General features: G+C 61.7%; 18 protein-coding genes. 9 read left to right on the top strand and 9 right to left on the bottom strand.

All coding sequences use genetic code 11. The annotated features are described in order from the left end of the window. Window positions 1-174: 174 nt before the first annotated feature. The 4 genes from CKW30_RS22890 (at window position 175) to CKW30_RS22875 (ending at window position 4,315) form a co-directional block, all read left to right on the top strand. Window positions 175-1,665: an aldehyde dehydrogenase gene (locus tag CKW30_RS22890; protein WP_095181997.1), complete on the top strand. Its 1,491-nt coding sequence runs from the start codon at window positions 175-177 to the stop codon at window positions 1,663-1,665. Between the two features lie 49 nt (window positions 1,666-1,714). Beyond that, window positions 1,715-2,998 carry an FAD-binding oxidoreductase gene (locus CKW30_RS22885; RefSeq protein WP_095181996.1) on the top strand — a complete coding sequence of 428 codons (1,284 nt, stop codon included), beginning with the start codon at window positions 1,715-1,717 and terminating at the stop codon, window positions 2,996-2,998. A gap of 340 nt (window positions 2,999-3,338) precedes the next feature. Then, window positions 3,339-3,887 carry a cupin domain-containing protein gene (locus tag CKW30_RS22880; RefSeq protein WP_011333561.1) on the top strand — a complete coding sequence of 183 codons (549 nt, stop codon included), beginning with the start codon at window positions 3,339-3,341 and terminating at the stop codon, window positions 3,885-3,887. A gap of 143 nt (window positions 3,888-4,030) precedes the next feature. Continuing rightward, a complete protein-coding gene (locus CKW30_RS22875; RefSeq protein WP_095181995.1) occupies window positions 4,031-4,315 on the top strand; it encodes a hypothetical protein in 285 nt (94 codons plus the stop codon). Window positions 4,316-4,385: 70 nt separating this feature from the next. Here CKW30_RS22875 and CKW30_RS22870 read toward each other — a convergent pair whose 3' ends face one another. Then, the gene (locus CKW30_RS22870) at window positions 4,386-4,817 is read right to left on the bottom strand and encodes a hypothetical protein (protein WP_095181994.1); all 432 of its coding nucleotides are present in this window, start codon (window positions 4,815-4,817) and stop codon (window positions 4,386-4,388) included. Between the two features lie 158 nt (window positions 4,818-4,975). Here CKW30_RS22870 and CKW30_RS22865 point away from each other — a divergent pair, with 158 nt between their 5' ends. After that, the gene (locus tag CKW30_RS22865) at window positions 4,976-5,398 is read left to right on the top strand and encodes an HD domain-containing protein (protein ID WP_095181993.1); all 423 of its coding nucleotides are present in this window, start codon (window positions 4,976-4,978) and stop codon (window positions 5,396-5,398) included. Between the two features lie 147 nt (window positions 5,399-5,545). Beyond that, complete coding sequence (locus tag CKW30_RS22860; RefSeq protein ID WP_095181992.1) at window positions 5,546-6,565, top strand: AbrB family transcriptional regulator; 1,020 nt, start codon at window positions 5,546-5,548, stop codon at window positions 6,563-6,565. A gap of 132 nt (window positions 6,566-6,697) precedes the next feature. Here the strand turns inward: CKW30_RS22860 and CKW30_RS27350 are convergent, their stop codons facing one another. Then, window positions 6,698-6,862, bottom strand: coding sequence for a hypothetical protein (locus tag CKW30_RS27350; RefSeq protein WP_163012744.1), 165 nt, complete (start codon window positions 6,860-6,862; stop codon window positions 6,698-6,700). Window positions 6,863-6,945: 83 nt separating this feature from the next. Here CKW30_RS27350 and CKW30_RS22855 point away from each other — a divergent pair, with 83 nt between their 5' ends. Beyond that, complete coding sequence (locus tag CKW30_RS22855) at window positions 6,946-7,731, top strand: DeoR/GlpR family DNA-binding transcription regulator (protein WP_095181991.1); 786 nt, start codon at window positions 6,946-6,948, stop codon at window positions 7,729-7,731. A 112-nt stretch (window positions 7,732-7,843) separates the two neighbouring features. Here the strand turns inward: CKW30_RS22855 and CKW30_RS22850 are convergent, their stop codons facing one another. From CKW30_RS22850 to CKW30_RS22830, 5 genes are all read right to left on the bottom strand, one after another. Beyond that, complete coding sequence (locus CKW30_RS22850) at window positions 7,844-9,127, bottom strand: FAD-binding oxidoreductase (protein ID WP_095182153.1); 1,284 nt, start codon at window positions 9,125-9,127, stop codon at window positions 7,844-7,846. A 147-nt stretch (window positions 9,128-9,274) separates the two neighbouring features. Beyond that, window positions 9,275-10,639: a glutamine synthetase family protein gene (locus CKW30_RS22845; RefSeq protein WP_095181990.1), complete on the bottom strand. Its 1,365-nt coding sequence runs from the start codon at window positions 10,637-10,639 to the stop codon at window positions 9,275-9,277. 574 nt (window positions 10,640-11,213) lie between these two features. Then, window positions 11,214-12,113, bottom strand: a complete 900-nt coding sequence (locus tag CKW30_RS22840) for a bestrophin family protein (protein ID WP_095181989.1) — start codon at window positions 12,111-12,113, stop codon at window positions 11,214-11,216. A gap of 25 nt (window positions 12,114-12,138) precedes the next feature. After that, window positions 12,139-13,137, bottom strand: a complete 999-nt coding sequence (gene moaA / locus CKW30_RS22835) for a GTP 3',8-cyclase MoaA (protein WP_041480911.1) — start codon at window positions 13,135-13,137, stop codon at window positions 12,139-12,141. A gap of 119 nt (window positions 13,138-13,256) precedes the next feature. Beyond that, window positions 13,257-14,108 (bottom strand): CAP domain-containing protein, encoded by an 852-nt coding sequence (locus CKW30_RS22830; RefSeq protein WP_095181988.1) that lies wholly within the window; start codon window positions 14,106-14,108, stop codon window positions 13,257-13,259. Window positions 14,109-14,305: 197 nt separating this feature from the next. Between CKW30_RS22830 and CKW30_RS22825 the strand changes: the two genes are divergently transcribed. Then, entirely contained in the window at window positions 14,306-14,926 is a 621-nt protein-coding gene (locus CKW30_RS22825) for a cell wall hydrolase (RefSeq protein ID WP_095181987.1), read from the top strand. Here CKW30_RS22825 and CKW30_RS22820 read toward each other — a convergent pair. Continuing rightward, window positions 14,923-15,636 carry a murein L,D-transpeptidase catalytic domain family protein gene (locus CKW30_RS22820; RefSeq protein WP_016775166.1) on the bottom strand — a complete coding sequence of 238 codons (714 nt, stop codon included), beginning with the start codon at window positions 15,634-15,636 and terminating at the stop codon, window positions 14,923-14,925. The two genes, CKW30_RS22825 and CKW30_RS22820, sit on opposite strands and share 4 nt — an antisense overlap. A 152-nt stretch (window positions 15,637-15,788) precedes the next feature. On the opposite strand from CKW30_RS22820, the gene CKW30_RS22815 reads away from it, so the two are divergent. Next, complete coding sequence (locus CKW30_RS22815; RefSeq protein WP_095181986.1) at window positions 15,789-17,405, top strand: murein L,D-transpeptidase; 1,617 nt, start codon at window positions 15,789-15,791, stop codon at window positions 17,403-17,405. 150 nt (window positions 17,406-17,555) lie between these two features. Here CKW30_RS22815 and CKW30_RS22810 read toward each other — a convergent pair whose 3' ends face one another. Further along, window positions 17,556-18,398: an NAD-dependent protein deacetylase gene (locus CKW30_RS22810; RefSeq protein ID WP_095181985.1), complete on the bottom strand. Its 843-nt coding sequence runs from the start codon at window positions 18,396-18,398 to the stop codon at window positions 17,556-17,558. Window positions 18,399-18,412: the final 14 nt, after the last annotated feature.

The following is an 18,412-nucleotide window of genomic DNA, read 5'->3' as shown; positions in this document are numbered from 1 at the left end:
CCGATCCAATGTGGGAGCGAGCCTGCTCGCGAATGCGGTATGTCAGCCAGAATATTGTTGCCTGACACGACGCTTTCGCGAGCAGGCTCGCTCCCACAGGGGATCGGGTTATCAATTTGGATGAGTGGGTGATCACCCGCCGTCGCCCAATCCGCCCTTGTCGAGCTCAAAACAATGACCACAACCCGCAACGACTGGGAACAACGCTTCCAGTCTCTGTCCATCGAATCCCGCGCCTTCATCAACGGCGAATACCGCCCGGCGATCAGCGGCGACACTTTCGAATGTCTGAGCCCGGTCGACGGCCGCTTTCTTGCTGCCGTCGCCAGCACCGATGAAGCCGACGCCAACCTGGCCGTCGAAGCCGCGCGCCAGTCCTTCAACTCCGGCATCTGGGCGAAACAAGCCCCGGCCGAGCGCAAGCGCGTGCTGATCCGCTTCGCCGATCTGATCCTGCAGCACCAAGAAGAACTGGCGCTGCTGGAAACCCTCGACATGGGCAAGCCGATCAGCGATTCGATGAGCATCGACATCCCGGCGACCGCCAACGCGATCCGCTGGAGCGCCGAGGCCATCGACAAGATTTACGACGAAGTCGCCGCCACCCCGCACGACCAACTTGGCCTCGTCACCCGTGAGCCCTCGGGTGTGGTCGCGGCGATCGTGCCGTGGAATTTCCCGCTGATCATGGCCAGCTGGAAGTTCGCCCCGGCGCTGGCGGCGGGTAACTCGTTCATCCTCAAGCCTTCGGAAAAATCACCGCTGACCGCCATCCGCATTGCGCAACTGGCGCTGGAGGCGGGCATTCCAAAGGGCGTGTTCAACGTGCTGCCGGGCTACGGCCACACCGTCGGCAAGGCACTGGCGTTGCACATGGACGTCGACGTGCTGGCCTTCACCGGCTCCACGGCGATCGCCAAGCAACTGATGATCTACGCGGGCCAAAGCAACATGAAACGCGTCTGGCTTGAGGCCGGCGGCAAAAGCCCGAACGTGGTGTTCGCCGACGCACCGGATCTGCGCGCAGCTGCTCAAGCGGCGGCCAGTGCCATCGCCTTCAACCAGGGCGAAGTCTGCACTGCCGGCTCGCGTCTGCTGGTCGAGCGCTCGATTCGCGAGCAATTCATTCCGTTGCTGGTCGAGGCGCTGCAAGCCTGGAAACCGGGGCATGCACTGGATCCGGCGACCACCGTCGGCGCCGTGGTCGACCAGCGTCAACTGGACAACGTGCTGCGCTACATCAGCATCGGCCGCGAGCAGGGCGCCGAGTTGATTGCCGGCGGCCAACGCACCCTCGAAGAAACCGGCGGCCTCTACGTGCAGCCAGCGATTTTCGACGGCGTGACCAATGCGATGACTATCGCCCAAGAAGAAATCTTCGGCCCGGTGCTGTCGCTGATCACCTTCGACACTGCCGAAGAAGCCCTGCAGATCGCCAACGACAGCATCTTCGGCCTCGCCGCCGGGGTGTGGACCAGCAACCTGAGCAAGGCGCACACCTTCGCCCGCGGCCTGCGCGCCGGCAGCGTCTGGGTCAACCAGTACGACGGCGGCGACATGACCGCGCCATTCGGTGGCTTCAAGCAATCGGGCAACGGTCGCGACAAATCGCTGCATGCGTTCGACAAGTACACCGAACTGAAAGCGACCTGGATCAAGCTCTGACTCTTTTACAGCGGCGGCCGCCCCTGGTTGGCGGCCCTCGGAGAAACCTATGAAACAGCAACACGTAAACAGCTACTACGCCGCCACCCGCAACGAAGTCATCGACTTCCCGATTCTCGAAGAAGCGCTGGACTGCGACGTCTGCATCATCGGCGCCGGTTATACCGGCCTGTCCTCCGCGCTGTTCCTCAGCGAAGCCGGCTACAAAGTCACGGTGCTGGAAGCGGCGAAAGTCGGCTACGGCGCCAGCGGTCGCAATGGCGGCCAACTGGTCAACTCCTACAGCCGCGACGTCGATGTCATCGAAGAGCGCTACGGCGACAAGACTGCAGAAATCCTCGGCAGCATGATCTTCGAAGGCGCCGATATCATTCGTTCGCGCATCAAGAATTACGACATCAAGTGCGACTACCGTTCGGGCGGTATTTTCGCGGCGATGAACAAGAAACAGCTCAACGGCCTGGCCGAGCAGAAGCGCAACTGGGAACGCTACGGCAACCGCAATCTGAAGATGCTCGATGCAGCGGATATTCGTCGCGAAGTCGGCTCCGACGCCTACGTTGGCGGCTTGCTGGACATGCAGGGCGGCCACGTTCATCCATTGAACTTGGCCCTCGGCGAAGCCGCCGCCATCGTGCGTTTGGGCGGCAAGATCTACGAGCAATCGGCGGCGGTGGAGATCACCTACGGCGAGCCGATCACCGTGCGCACTGCCAAAGGTCTGGTCCGTGCCAAATACCTGTTGATCGCCGGCAACGCTTATCTGCCGCAAGGCCTCGACAACCGCGTCACCGCGAAAAGCATGCCGTGCGGCTCGCAGATCGTCGTCACCGAACCGCTGACCGAGCAGCAGGCACGCAGTCTGATCACCAATAATTACTGCGTCGAGGACTGCAACTACCTGCTGGATTACTACCGCCTGACCGCTGACAACCGCCTGCTTTACGGTGGTGGTGTGGTCTACGGCGCGCGGGAGCCGGACGATATCGAGCAACTGATCCGGCCGAAGATCCTCAAGACCTTTCCGCAGCTCAAGGACGTGAAGATCGACTACCGCTGGACCGGCAATTTCCTGCTGACCATGTCGCGCATGCCGCAATTCGGCCGCATCGAAAAGAATGCCTACTACATGCAGGGCTACAGCGGCCACGGCGTCACCTGCTCGCACCTGGCCGGCAAACTGATCTCGGAAATGATCCGCGGCGACGCCGAACGCTTCAACGCCTTCGCCTCGCTGCCGCACATGCCGATGCTCGGCGGCCGCACCTTCTCCGCACCGCTTACCGCTCTGGGCGCGGTCTACTACTCCCTGCGCGACCGCTTCGGCGTCTGACTTACCTCCCGGCGGCGGTCCGAAAGACCTCGCCGGTTTTTCACTTATGCAAAACCACTGATGTCCACTGTGGGAGCGAGCCTGCTCGCGAAGAGGCCATATCAGGCGACATCGATTCGCCAGACACTACGCTTTCGCGAGCAGGCTCGCTCCCACAGTGGCTGTATTGCCAAGGCCAACAGGACTTTTGCCGCACCATCCATCGAACCTGCTGAGCAACACCGGCAAACGTGATTTAATAGCCGCCTTTCACGGTTCCGGGACACGGGAGCAACGTGATCCGCGCGACCTGCGCGTCACCCGCCACCCACCCCCATCGCCCCTTTTACATAAGGCAGTCATGGATACGGGTTCTCGACTCAAACTAGTACGCGAAAGCTACAAACTCTCCCAGCGCGAGCTCGCCCGGCGTAGCGGCGTGACCAACGCGACCATCTCGCTGATCGAACAGAACCGCGTCAGCCCCTCCGTCAGCTCGCTGAAAAAGCTGCTCGAAGGCATACCGATGTCCCTGGCCGACTTCTTCACCTTCGACCAGCCCCCGCGCGAACACCAATACGTGTTCCGCGCCAACGAACAACCCGACCTCGGCCGCCACGGCCTGCGCCTGCTGCTCATCGGCGCCTCGGTGCCCAGCCGGCAGATGCGCCTGCTCCGCGAACAATACGCCCCCGGCGCCAGCTCCGGCGAAGAGCCGATCGTGCATGCCGAAGGCGAAGAGTGCGGACTGGTCACGCGCGGCACGGTGGAACTGACCGTGGACGGGCAGGTGAGTGTGCTGAGTGCGGGGGACGGGTATTACTTTCCGACGACGTTGCCGCATAAGTTTCGGAATATTGGCGCGGATGAGGCGGAGATTATCAGTGCGAATACGCCGGCGAACTTCTGATCGGATAGCGCATTATTTTCTGTTGACCCGGTATCTTTTACGAGGTGTCGGGTTGTTTGTTCCTGCCATTCGTCAGCCCTCCCGCATTTTCCCCGCGCACGCGCTTCCAATGCATAACTCACCCCCGCAAAGGAACCGCCCACATGCGCAAATCCAACCTCGCAGCACTGACCCTGGCCACGCTGTTATCCGCCACCTCGCTCTACGCAACAGCCGCCAGCGACACCCCGGCACCCACGGCCAACGACGGCAATAGCCAGACCAACCCGAGTGCGCCGGAAGACATTCATTCCAATGGCGCCACCGTGCCCAAAGGCACGCAGGGCAACACCACCAACAATGACGGCTCTACACCTTCAGGTTCCAAGCCCAGTGGTTCGAAGCAATCGAACGACAGCGGCACGAGCAGCGGTGCAGGTGAAGGTTGAAGCTGTTTGCAGATGCAGCAAGCCCGGCATCAAGCCGGGCTCTCTGTCAGGCAATCCTCGATAACCGAGATTATTTAGCCTTCCAGTTCCCGCCACTGTTTTCGCAATCAATCTTCGCCTGCGCCAAGTGCTCACCGTTGTAGTAATACGTGGTGACTTTGGCGTTGTCGGGCATGTTCAGCGGTTTGGCGCTTTTGTCTTTGCTGGTCGAGTGCGGGTTGGCGAGGGATTCCTGGGTGAGGCGAGCGGTGCAGGTGGCTTGGTAGTGGTCGTCGCAGCGTTGGACTTTCTTCTTGGTGGCGTTGAGGGTGTCCTTGGTTTCGTTGCTGCATGACCAGTTGATGGAGTCCACCGGCATGCCTTCGTATTCGTAACAGCTATGGGTTTCCACGGCGGGCACTGCGGCGCTGGAGGAGCGGGTCTGCACGTCGCAGCCTTCGGCCATGACGCAGGTGGGGATGATGGCGAACGTGGCGATCAGGAGCAGCAGTCTGGTTTTCATCGGCAATTCCTCTCCAATGGCGCCGCGTCTGATCGGTGATTTGGCGCTTGTCTGGTTTCGAGGCGGCGAGGGCGGGCAAGGTTCAATCGCTTTGCGCTGCGCCATCTTCGCGTACACTGCGCAACAATCAGAAACATAAAGCGCAGGATTCGATTCCCATGGCCCAAACCCTCGAACGCGCTATCGCCATTGCCGCCACGGCCCACACCGGGCAGGTGGACAAGGGCGGGGCGCCGTACATTCTGCATCCGCTGAAAGTCATGTTGCGCATGCACACGCTGGAAGAACGCATCGTCGCTGTGCTGCACGATGTGGTCGAGGATTGCGGGGTGAGTCTGGATGATTTGCGCGGGGAAGGATTCAGCGAAGAGGTGCTGGCGGCGATTGCGGCGGTGACCAAAGTGCCCGGCGAGTCCTACGAGGATTTTGTCGACCGCGCCGCGCAAAACCCGATCGGCCGGGTGGTGAAGCTGGCGGATCTGGAAGAGAACAGCGATATCTCGCGGATTGCCTCGCCGAGTTGGGAGGATCTGGAGCGGATCGAGAAATATCGGCGGGCGATTGCACGCTTGCGTATGTAAGACGTATTGGATTCTTGTGGGAGCGAGCCTGCTCGCGAAGGCGATAGATCAGTTATTTATCTGTGACTGGCAGGACGCTTTCGCGAGCAGGCTCGCTCCCACAAGTGGAATGGTGGTGTGTCAGATAAATAGCCAGGAAGGCGAACTATGAAATCCATTGTGTGCTTGTTGATTGCGGCCGGTTTCGGCGCGTTATTGCAGTTTGAAGGCGTACCCCACGGCTTGCTGCTGGGCTCGATTGTCGTTACTGCGTTGTTCGCCAGTAAAACCGGCATCGCCCCGGCAACTCCTTATGGCTTGGGCTACATCCAGGTCACGCTGGGCATCGCCACCGGGCTGATGTTCGAAGCATGGGACAGCGAAACGGCGACGACGATGCTGCCCAGCCTTGGCGTGTTGCTGATCTGCCTGACCGTACAAATTGCACTCGCCGGATGGTGGCTGACACGCGGTGCCGGATGGAATCGCACCAATGCACTGCTGGCGGTGTATCCCGGCGCATTGGCCGCAGTGTTCGATTTGCTCGAGTCGGAAAAGGCTTCGAGCAAAGTCATCATCGTGCATCTGATGCGGCTGCTGTTGATCACCGTACTGGTGAGTTTGCTCATTCCCGGGCAAGCAGCGGTGGCTGAAGTCGCCAGCGATCCGTTGACCACAGGCATGGCGCTGACCGCATGCTCAGTCATCGCTTTGAGCGTATTGCTCGGCCGCCTGTTGTTGCTGGTCGGCGTCCCGGCACCATTCATGCTTACCGCGATTCTCATAACCGCTGTATTTGTGAAGTCGGGATGGCTGCACGGTTTTCACATGCCGGAGTGGAGCCTGAACCTGGCCGCACTGATTCTCGGCGTGCGCATCGGCTCACGTTTTCAGGGACTCGGCATCGCAGAGCTGGCGCGGCATGGGCGCACGGCGTTGGTCTCGGTGGGTTTGATGATCGTCGTTGCAGCGGTGTTTGCCGAGGTGGCTGCGCGCTGGCTGGGCGGTGATCCGCTGTCCCTTTGGCTGGCGTACATGCCGGGCGCGATCGAGACGATTGCGATTGTCGCGTTTGGCGGCGGGCTGAATGTGGTGTTTATCCTGACGCATCATCTGAGCCGGATGGTGCTGCTGCATTTTGCCCCGGCGTTGTTGGTGCAGGTCAGGCGGGTGCGCCAGGAAACTTGAAGCAAGCCAGTGCTGCCTGGCGATGCGGCGTGTCATTCAGATCCATCCCTCTCAGCCCAGCCCTTTCCCCCAGGGCGGCTGCTGCGCATAAACGGCTTCGTGAGCAGTTGCTGACCTCGGTTTGCCGCGCTGTCAGGCGTGGCCCAAGGCAATCGCGAACGACACGACGATCATGCAGGCGAAGGCGAAGTTGAGATTCATGGGCTGTTCATCCTGAGCTTTTGAGAGTGGGGCCATTGTGAACAGGCGCAGCGCAAAGAAAAAATTCGCCGTGTTGATTCCAATGATCGAAAGCATTGATAGCCGTTGCGTTTGTATTTGCCTGAGACTTTCGCTAGTGTCGCTGAAACCTGCAACTACAAGCACAAACAGGCATAACCATGCACGACCACTCCATCGCCGAATTGCCGTCCCTGCGCCGGCAGAAAATCCTTTTGCTTCTCGAACGTGACGGCAAGGTCATGGCCTCCGAACTGAGCCAGCATTTCGCAGTCTCCGAAGACACCATCCGCCGCGACCTTGCCGAACTGGACAGCGCCGGGCTGGTGCAGCGCGTGCATGGCGGGGCGTTGCCGCGACCGAAGGACTCGGGCAAGGATTACTTCACCCGTCTGGATGAGACCGACGAGGTCAAGGTGCGCCTGGCGCAATTGGCGGCGCAGCACATCGAGGATGGGCAGATTGTGCTGTTCGATTCCGGCTCGACCACCTTGCAGGTGGCGCGCGCGTTACCTGCCGACATCCGCATCACCGCGGTGACCGCGTCACCGCTGACGGCGATTGCATTGTCCGAATACAAGGGCGTGAAAGTGATTCTGGCGGGCGGTGAATTGAATCCGCATTCGATGTCGGCCAGTGGTCAGGAAGCGCTGCGACTGCTGGCGGGAATCAAGGCGGATCTGGCGATTACCGGTGTGTGTGCAATTCATCCCGAGGTCGGGATCACCTCGCTGCATTTCGATGAAGTGCCGATCAAACAGGCGATGCTCGACAGTGCAACGCGGGTGATTGCGGTGACCACGGCGGACAAATTGGGCGCGGTGGAGCCGTTTGTGGTCGCGCCGTGCACGCGCCTGCATAGGTTGATTACCGAGCGGCATCCCGGGTCGGGGAATGTCGAGGATTATCGGCGGTTGGGGATTGTGGTGGAGCAGTTGCCGGATTGAATTTTGTGTGGGGTTTGAGGGCCTCTTCGCGAGCAGGCTCGCTCCCACAGGGTGTTGTGTCGTGCACAAATCCAATGTGGGAGCGAGCCTGCTCGCGATAGGGCCAGTAAATTCAGCGCAACCGCTCGAGCATCTGGTAATACCACATCCCCGCCGCCAGCAACGGATTGCCTAGCAGGTCGCCCATTGGCACGCGGATGTGCTGGCACGCGGCGAAGGTGTCGAACTGTTCCATCTGCCCGGTGATCGCCCGGCTCATGATCTCGCCCATGATGTGCGTGGTGGCGATACCGTGTCCCGAATAGCCCTGGCAATACCAGACGTTGTCCGAAAGCTTGCCCAGTTGCGGGATGCGATTGATGACGATGCCCATCGCGCAGCTCCACTGGTAATCGATCGGGACACCTTTGAGCGCCGGGAATGTGCGCTCGATGCACGGGCGCAGTTCCGCAGCAATGTCGCGCGAATCCTTGCCGCTGTAGTTGGCGCCGCCGCCGAACAGCAAACGGCCGTCGGCGGTGAGCCGGTAGTAATCGAGGACGAAGCGGCAGTCGTACACGGCGAGGTCTTCGGGGTTGATCTGTTGCGCCAGATCACCGAGCGGCGCGGTGGTAACGATACCGCCCATGGCCGGGAAAATCTTGCCCTTGAGCTGGCCCGGTTCGAGCTTGTGATAGACGTCACCGGCGAGCATCACCTGACTGGCGTCGATCTGGCCGTGAGCGGTGCGCACGCCAGGTGTGTCGCCGTGGATGATCTCCAGCACTTCACTGTTTTCGAAGATCAGCGCGCCCAGGCTTTCGGCTGCGCGTGCTTCGCCAATGCACAGGTTGAGTGGGTGCAGGTGCATGTTGCGGGTGTTTTTGATCGCTCCGTGGTAGAGCTCGCTTTGCAGCAGGTCGCGAACCTGGCTGCGGTCGAGCAGGCTCACTTCATCGCCCAGACCTCGGCGCACGGCTTCGTCGTAGTCCTTGCGCAGATCGGTCATGTGGCTCGGCTTGTACGCCGCGTGCAAATGGCCGTGTTTGAGGTCGCACTGGATCGCGTATTTGTCGACGCGCTGGCGGATGATTTCATGCCCGCGCCAGCGCAGATGCCAGATGAAATCGTCCACGTCATCGCCAAGTTTCGCGCGCATCTGTTTGCGCATCGCACCGTCGCCTGAAAGGCTGCCGGTGACTTGCCCGCCATTGCGCCCGGTGGCGCCCCAGCCGATCTTGTGGCTTTCGACGATGGCGACTTTCAGGCCTTTTTCCGCCAGTTCAACGGCAGTGGCGACGCCAGTGAAACCGCCGCCGATGATCACCACATCGACCTTGTGCCGACCTTGCAGGGTGGGGTAATCGGTGTCGTGGTTGAGGGTGGCGGTGTAGTAGGAATTGCAGCGAATGGTCATGTCGGGGTCCACAAAAAATTCAGGTTCGAAGTGCATTCCCTGTGGGAGCGAGCCTGCTCGCGAAAGCGGTGTGTCAGTCACCCAAAATGTTGAATGTGATGACGCCTTCGCGAGCAGGCTCGCTCCCACAGGTTCGGTGTCGGATCGTTAAGCCTCGGTCAGGTACCACCGCCAATCCTGCTCACCCACTTCAGCCATGAACTGCCGATACTCGGCACGCTTTACCGCCAGATACACCCCAATTAATTCCTGACCCAATGCCTCCCGTGCCCACGCGGAATTTTCCAGCGCCTGCAACGACGTCAGCCAATCGGTCGGCAGTAGTTCTTTCGCTTGGGCATAACCATTGCCCTCGACCGGTGCCCCCGGATCCAGCTCTTCACGAATGCCGCGATGAATGCCGGCGAGGATCGCTGCCGCTGCCAGATACGGGTTGGCGTCGGCGCCGCAGATGCGGTGTTCGATGTGTCGCGTAGGGGCCGGGCCGCCGGGTACGCGCAGGCTGACCGTGCGGTTGTCGACGCCCCAGGTCGGCGCCAGTGGCGCGTAGCTGTTGGCCTGGAAACGCCGGTAAGAGTTGGCGTTGGGGCAGAACAGCAGCAGCGAATCAAGCAGCGAGGCGAGCATGCCGCCGATCGCCGTGCGCAACAGCGGCGTGCCGGCCGGGTCTTCAGACGCGAACAGATTACGCCCCTCGGCATCGGCGAGGCTGACGTGCATGTGCATGCCGGTGCCGGCCAGATCATCGAACGGCTTGGCCATGAACGTCGCCTGCATGCCGTGCTTGTGCGCCACGCCTTTGACCAGACGTTTGTAGCGTACCGCCTGATCCATCGCCTCCAGTGCGTCGCCATGTTCGAGGGTGATTTCGACCTGACCCGGCGCGTATTCGGAGATCGCCGTGCGCGCCGGAATGCCGTGCAGTTTGCACGCGCTGTAGAGGTCGGCGAGGAACGGCTCGATCTGTTCCAGCTCGCGTAAACCGTAGACTTGCGTGTGTCGCGGTCGTCCGCCGTCGGCGTCCAGCGCCGGTTGCGGGCGGCCGTTGTGATCGCGTTTGGCATCGAGCAGATAGAACTCCAGCTCGCAGGCCATTATCGGGTGGAAACCCTCGGCCTTGAGTCCGTCGATCACCTTGATCAGCAGGTGCCGAGGGTCAGCGATGCTCGCCGGCAGGCCCTCGCTCGGGTGCATGCTGACCTGCACGGCGGCGGTCGGAATCTGTCGCCACGGCAGGCGCACCAGACTGCCTTGCAGCGGATAGGCGCGGCAGTCGATGTCGCCCACATCCCAGACCAGTCCGGAGTTCTCGACGTCCTCGCCTTGTACGGTCAGGCCAAGGATGGTGCTCGGCAGCGGTCGACCGCTTTCGTATACGGCGAGCAGTTCTTCGCGGTGCAACAGCTTGCCCCGCGGCACGCCGTTGGCGTCGAGGATGAACAATTCGATCATGTCGATATCGGGGTTCTGTTCGAGGAACAGGCGTGCGTCTTCGATGGCTGCGAATTTCATGGCAAATCACTCACGATGGCGCCGCACAGGCGCGCAGATTCGGCCGGACACGACGCGACAAAAAGGCGCAAGTGTCCCGGCAGGGATATCAGGAAAATCGGGAAATTGACTGTCGCGGTTTCAGCTCACGCGATCAGACGGGAACGGCGATATCCGGCGGGCGTGCGGAGTGACGCAGCTTGGAGCGGCGCAGGGCCATGGGCAGATTGACGATGCGGTTCATACGCGGCCCCTGTTGCAGTGGGCGCGTACAGCAGAGACGTGCAACCTTTGGGGTTGTTGTGGTGACGTACTCATAACGCGTGTTTCCGTTGGCGGAAAGCGTCGGCGGCAGGGCAGGCCCGGCGACCGGTGTGCCCGGATAGTAAGGGGGAATTCGCGCGCGTGTAAACGGAAGATTCGTCGGTGGCGCTTTCCGGCGTTTGGGCTGATTGACCGAGTTGCCTTTTTCGCGAGCAGGCTCGCTCCCACAGGAGAATGCATTTCAACTGTGGGAGCGAGCCTGCTCGCGAATGGCCGCATCTCGGTCCCGAGCGGACGCGCCGGGCCATCTCGTTGTTTGCCGGTGAGCCATTCAGCGCAGCACGTAGTCCTCCGGCTCCGGCGCGGGGGGCAATGGCGAGACGCCCAGTTCGTACAGCACATCGCGCTCCAGGGTGCGCACCAGTGCATCGGTCGGCAGATCGTTTTCATCGCGCCCGAACGGATCTTCGAGTTCATCGGCAATCGCGTCAAAGCCGAAAAAGGTGTAGCTGACAATTGCCGTGAACAGCGGCGTCAACCAACCCAGCGATTGCGCCATGGCGAACGGCAGAAGCAGGCAGAACAGGTAGATGGTGCGGTGCAGCAGCAGGGTGTAAGGGAAGGGCAGTGGCGTGTTCTTGATCCGGTCGCACACCGCCTGGGCCTGGCTCAGGCAGGTCAGGTGATTGGCCAGCAACTGATAACGCCATGGCGACAGCACACCGGCCGTTTCCAGCGCTGAGCACTGGCGCCCGAGCTGATGAAGGATCTGTCCGCAGTGATCCGGCGCAGCCCCATCGATCGGTGGGCTGACCCAGTCGGTGCTGGCCTGCTCCTCGCTGTCTCCACGCAGCCGTGCATTCAACGCGTGGGCGAAACCGCACAGGTTGCGCAACAGTTGTCCACGCAGGCGGGTGTCATCGAGGCCTTGGGTTTCGCGCATCACCGCGCGCACCCGCAACAGCACCTCGCCCCAGGCCTTGCGCCCCTCGTACCAACGGTCGTAACAAGCGTTGTTGCGAAAGCTCAGGAAAATCGACAGCGACAGGCCGAGCAGGGTGAACGGCGTCGAATTGATCTGGGCGAAGTAGCTCGGCACCAGAAGTTCGATCAGCACAATCGCCGCCGCCAGCAGTGTCAGCATCAAGGTGCGCACGGCGATGCGTTTGGCGATCGAGCCTCTGAGGGTGAACAGCACGGCGAACTGATTGGGTCTCGGTCTGACGATCATCTCGCGGTCCCGGTTGCGCGGCGAATCAGCCGCCGGTCATGTTCATGAAACGCACCACTTGCACGTCGTCGTTGACTTCGAAATTGTGTCGATACGGCTTGAGTTTCATCGCCTCGATGATCGCGTTTTCCAGGCGTTCCGGGTGGCCGGGATGGGCGCGCAACACCGCTTTGAGGTCCATCGAATGCTCGTTGCCCAGACACAGCAGCAAGCGACCTTCGACGGTCAGGCGCACGCGGTTGCAGGTACCGCAGAAGTTGTGGCTGTGCGGCGAAATGAAGCCCAGACGAATGTTCGGCGCCTCGGCCACGCGCCAGTAGCGCGACGGCCCTTGCGTCGATTCGGTCGAGTCGATCAGGGTGAAGCGTTCGGCGATGCGTTCGCGCACTTGCGCGCTGGAGTAGAAGGATTCGGCGCGGCTGTGTTCGGCGATCGCGCCCAGCGGCATCTCTTCGATGAAGGAAATATCCAGATCACGCTCGATGGCGAAACTGACCAGATCGTTGATCTCGTGATCGTTGCGGCCCTGCATCACCACGCAATTGAGCTTGGTACGGGTGAAACCGGCGGCACGGGCGGCATCGATGCCGTCGATGACCTGCGCCAGATCGCCGGTACGGGTCAGCTCTTTGAAGCGCTGCGGATCGAGGCTGTCGAGGCTGATGTTGAGGCGCTTGACCCCGGCGTCGAACAGCGGCCTGGCCAGTCGGCCCAATTGCGAGCCGTTGGTGGTCAGGCACAGCTCGCGCAGGCCGGGCAGGGCGGCGATCTGTTCGCAGAGTTGCACAACGCCGGGGCGGATCAGCGGCTCGCCACCCGTGAGGCGGATCTTGCGCGTGCCGAGGGCGACGAAGCTTTGCGCCACCTGGAACAGCTCTTCGAGGGTGAGGATCTGCTGGCGCGGCAGGAACTGCATGTCCTCGGCCATGCAATAGACGCAGCGAAAATCGCAGCGGTCGGTCACCGACAGACGCAGATAATCCACGCGGCGGTTGTGACCATCGATCAATTCACGCTGTGTCATGGGCTCGCCTCGTGGATGTGGAGCGCCGTCAGCGGGCGCAGATCGCGCAGGGTAGGCTGCGCTCGCCACGCCGTCCAATCACTCTGGCTGACCGAGTGATTGACGGCGTCGATGATGCCTTACGGTGCGCCAAACATTGCCGTCCAGTAAATGCCGGCGTTGCTTTTCGGATCGGTCGCGTAAGCGGCGCCCAGTTCCTGATATTGCGGATTCATCAGATTGGCGCAATGGCCTGGGCTGGCGAGCCAGCCGTCAACGACCTTGCCGACGGTGTCTTGCCCGGCGGCGATGTTTTCACCGACCAGTTGTCCGCTGTAACCGGACAGTTCGGCGCGGTCGCCCGGCGTGCGGCCGTCGCGGTCCTTGTGGTCGAGGTAATTGTTGTTGGCCATGTCGCGGCTGTGATCCTGAGCGACAGTGCCCAGCGTGGCATTCCACGCCAGCGGTGCTGCCGCCGCGAAGGACTGGCCGCCGCACTGGCGCGCCTGGCTGCGCGCGGTATTGAGTTGCGCCAGCAGCTTTTGCCCTTCGCTTTGTGCATCGCCGAGTTTCGCCGTCAGCAACGGCCGCGCGAGGACGATGCGCCAATCGCGGTCAACGCGGTTGACACCGATATCGACGAACTGCGGATCGAGCACCACCTGACAGAAGCTTTCCTGAATCGCCTTCATTGCTGACGCCGCATCGCGCGGGCCGTTGAGGGTGATCGCCTGCACGTTGACCATCGGGTAGTGGGCGCTGGTCATGGCCTGCTGCAGATCAACCGCGCCGCTGGCCGGCAGGCGCAGCCGTGGATCGGCCGACAGCGGTGGCAACTCGTTTGACGCCTGCGTGCCGCAACGCTGGGGCTGGCTGCGATAGCTGTTGATCGACTCGATCAATTGCAGTTCATCGGCGGCCAGCGCCGAGGTGGCGAACACCACGCCCAGCGACAATGCGGCATAACGCAAAACGGACGGCATGAAGCGCATGGAAATCTCCCTTGAGCTGAATGCGCCCATGATGCGCGAAAGGCCCCCGGTGAGTGAATGTGTTTTTCTTTGCGGCGGATTTTTTCTGCGCTGGTGTGGCCGCTCATTTGCTCGCTACACTCTGCGAAGACCCCGCAAACCGGGCGTCTCACCGACGTAACATCTTGCCCCGGGCGGGCGCTGACGGAAGAATCGACATGGGATCGAAAGGCTTGGCGGGCGGTTTGTTGTGGATCTTTTTGACCGGCGCGGCATGGGCCGGGGCGCAGGCGCCGATCGAGGCCAAGGCCGAACAGAAAGCCGAGATGCTTGAAGAGAAAGCGGCGGATAAAGTCAGCGCTGCTCCGGCGCCGAAATCCGAGGCCATCACCCCCACCGAAGCGCAGGCGGTAGACCCGGCCGGTGCCGCGCCGCTGGACGATCCGCTGACCTGTCTGGCGCGCAGTATTTACTGGGAAGCCAAGGGCAAGGACACCCCGGAAATGGAAGCCGTCGCCAGTGTGGTGATGAATCGCCTCGGCCATGACGGCTTCCCCGACACGGTGTGCGCGGTGGTCAAGCAAGGATCGGAAAGCGGCAACTGCCAGTTTTCGTGGTGGTGCGACGGCAGGCCCGATCAGGTCAAGGAAGACGCCGAATACGCGCTGGCCAAGGAAATCGCCGGCAAGGCGTTGAACCGTCAGCTCAAGGACCGCACGCGCGGTGCCCTGTATTTTCACGATCGCGGCGTGCACCCGAGTTGGGCCAAGGCCTATCGCAACACGGCGCAGACCGGCAGGTTCCTGTTCTACAAACCCGCCGGAGGCGACGCGCGTTAACTGGCGTGGGTGTTGAGAATGCTCGCCACCTGCTGCGGCTGGCAGTTCAGGTACGGTGACTTCTGCAGCCAGCGTTGATCCGGATACCAGGAAAACATGAACTGGCCGTTCTTCAGGCGATCGATCACCTGTTTGGCAATCTGCGGCCGCACGGCGGGGCAACCCTGACTGCGGCCGATACGCCCCTGACGCTTGCTCCACAGCGGGTTCACGTAACTGGCGGCATGAATCACGATCGCGCGATCGCGGGCCAGGTCATTGAAACCGGGCTCCAGACCGTCCATGCGCAGCGAGTAGCCGTGAGTACCTTCGTAGCTTTCCTGCGTGCGGAACAGGCCGAGGCTGGACTGATAACTGCCTTCGCGATTGGAAAACTGCGTGGCGAAGTTCTCCCCGGAGTTGGAACCGTGGGCAACCAGATCACGCAGCACCAGCTTCTTTTTGCTCAGGTCGAAGATCCACAGGCGGCGTTCGGTGGACGGTTGCGAATAATCGATGATCGCCAGATGTCGCGAGGGTTTCGCGCCGTTGTTGACCGCGCATTGCATGGCGTTCAATGCACCTTTGAGCGCTTGGGGATTGAGTTCCGGCGCGGCGTGGGCGAGGCTGTTGTAGAGAACCGGCGATGGCTTGCCGGCGGCAAATACTGGGCTGGTCACAGCGACAAGGGTCGCGGTGCTCAACAGAAGTCGGCGCAAAAACGTCAACATTTTATAAAGTGTCCTCAACTTGCTACATAAACGGCACTTTGGCTCCTGACTCCCAGTCAATACCCGCAGGCTCGCGGTTCGAGCCTGACTGTTCAGCGCACCTGATGTAAGGTTGACCGTCATCTGGACGGCCATGGATTGGAGTAAAGCAGTTGTTCAAAAAGTACGCATGCTACTTGAGCATTTGTTTGCTCGCTGCGCCGTTTGTCGCTTGCGCCGATGAGCCGCTGCCCCCGCTCGAAACCCTGCCGACGCCTGAAACGCAATTGCCGGTCGAGCCGCGCAGCCCGTTGCAGGCAGTTTTGATCAGCCTGGCGCAGTCGTGCCCGGCGATCGCTCCGCGCCTCAATGGCCCGGCGTTGAGCCAATTGCAGGCGTTTTATGAACAGCAGGACTGGATGCCGGTGTGGGCGAGTGAGTCGGCACGCTTGCCGGCATTGCGCGCGCAATTGCAGCTGTTGGCCGATGATGGGTTGAATCCGAATCGCTACGCCGTGGCCACTACGCCGCCGCAGGACGGCGAGTTGTGCGCCGACATCGACATCAGCCGCAACTACTTGCAGGCCTTGCAGGATCTGCATTACGGCCGTCTGTTGCAGTCGCATTTCGAACCGCTGTGGCGTGTCGACGGCTCGCCGACCGATCGTCAGGCGCAATTGCTCAGCATTGCCGTGCCGGGCATGAACGATATCGCTGCGGCGTTCAACCTGGCGCGTCCGTATCTGCCGCAATATCAGAGCCTGCGTCAGCTGTATGCCGCGCAACGCTTGCAAGCCTTGCCGCAATGGCAGCCGGTGGGCAACGGCCCGTTGCTGCGTCCGGCGATGGAAGACCCGCGCGTGCCGGAACTGGCCCATCGTCTGTACAGCGAAGGCTATCTGCCACACGCACTGGTGCCGCCGGACAACGCCTACGATGACGTGCTGGTGGAGGCAGTGAAGCACTTTCAGGCCAGCCATTCGTTGCAAGCTGACGGCGTGGTCGGGCCGGGCACCATTGCCGAGCTGAACATCAGCCCGCTGACCCGCCGCGATCAGCTGCGCGTCAATCTCGAACGTTTCCGCTGGATGGCCCAGGACATGGAGCCCAGTGGTCTGGTGGTCAATGTCGCCGCCGCTGAGCTGACGCTGTATCAGGGCGGTCAACCGGTGTGGCAGACCCGCACCCAGGTCGGCCGCGCCGAACGCCAGACACCGCTGCTCAAATCCCGCGTCACCCGCCTGACGCTGAATCCGACCTGGACCGTACCGCCGACTATCTGGAAGGAAGACAAGCTGCCGGAAATCCGCAAGGACCAGACCTTCCTCAGCCGCCAGAATCTGCAAGTGCTCGACGCCAACGGCCAGCCTCTGGCGGCGGCGGATATCGACTGGGACAACCCCGGCAACATCCTCCTGCGCCAGGACGCCGGCCCGCGCAATCCGCTGGGGCAAATGGTCATCCGTTTCCCCAACCCGTTCTCGGTGTACCTGCACGACACGCCGAGCAAGGCGCTGTTCGACAAAGGCCCACGGGCGTTCAGCTCCGGTTGCGTGCGCGTCGAGCACCCGCTGCAACTGCGCGATCTGCTGCTGTCCCCGGCAGAAAAAGCCCGCACCGATACTTTGCTGGCGACCGGCACCACCCATGAATTTCGCCTGTCGGCGCCGGTGCCGATCCTGATGACCTACTGGACGGCGCAAGTCGACAGCAGCGGCCATGTGCGTTATGCGCCGGACATCTACAGCCACGACAGCGCATTGCTGGCGGGGCTGGATCGGGCGCATTGAGTCCGGCACCAGCACGGCAGTCAAAGATCTGAGTTCGATGAGTGATTTCAGGTCGACGAATCCCGTACAGACACCTCGGTCAGTCCCCTCTCCCTCGGGAGAGGGCTAGGGTGAGGGGCCGATTTCAAGCCGAACCCATTACTCAAAATCTCACCGCCCCAGCTCCTCCACCAACCACGGCAAAAGCTCCTCACACGACCCTTCAATCTTCAAATCGAGCAAATCATCCGCCCGAGTCTTGCCCAGATTGATCGCCATCAACGGCTTGCCACGCTCGGCAATCACCCGACACAAGCGAAACGCCGAATACGCCATCAACGACGATCCCACCACCAGCAACCCCGCCGCATTCTCGGCAGCGGCCAAGGCCCGCGCGGCCGTCGGTTGCGCCACGTTCTCGCCGAAAAACACCACATCCGGTTTCATCCGCTCACCCGCGCAATGCGGGCACTGCGGTACCTGAAAGAGCGCTTCAAATGCCGGGTCGAGCAAGGTATCGCCATCCGGCGCCTGCACCGCATCAACACCACTCAGGTAGGGATTCTGTGCCTCCATCTGCTGCTGGATCGCATCGCGCTCGCTGCGTTGCCCGCAATCCAGGCACAGCACTCGATGCAGACTGCCATGCAGCTCGATCACATCCTGGCTGCCGGCCTGATCGTGCAAGGTATCGACATTCTGCGTGATCAAAGCGCTGATCCGGCCGCGCTGCTGCAACGTCGCCAGCGCCTCATGCGCCGCATTCGGTCGGGCCTTTCGCACGCGCGGCCAGCCGAGCATGGCTCGGGCCCAATAACGCCGGCGTGATTCCGGGGCGGCGAGAAATTCCTGATACATCATCGGCTGCCGCCCACGACGCACGCCGTCACTGTCGCGATAGTCCGGAATGCCCGACGGCGTGCTGATGCCGGCGCCGGTCAATATCAGGAATTTATCGTCGGCCATGGCCTGCAACAGCGTATCGAGATGTTCGCGGATCGGGCTATCGAGCATGCTCAGCACTCCAG

The organism is Pseudomonas sp. Irchel 3F6 (genome assembly GCF_900187595.1).
Taxonomy (GTDB): domain Bacteria; phylum Pseudomonadota; class Gammaproteobacteria; order Pseudomonadales; family Pseudomonadaceae; genus Aquipseudomonas; species Aquipseudomonas siliginis.
Note: the sequence above shows the minus strand (reverse complement) of the source record. Positions and strands in the feature narration are given on the sequence as shown.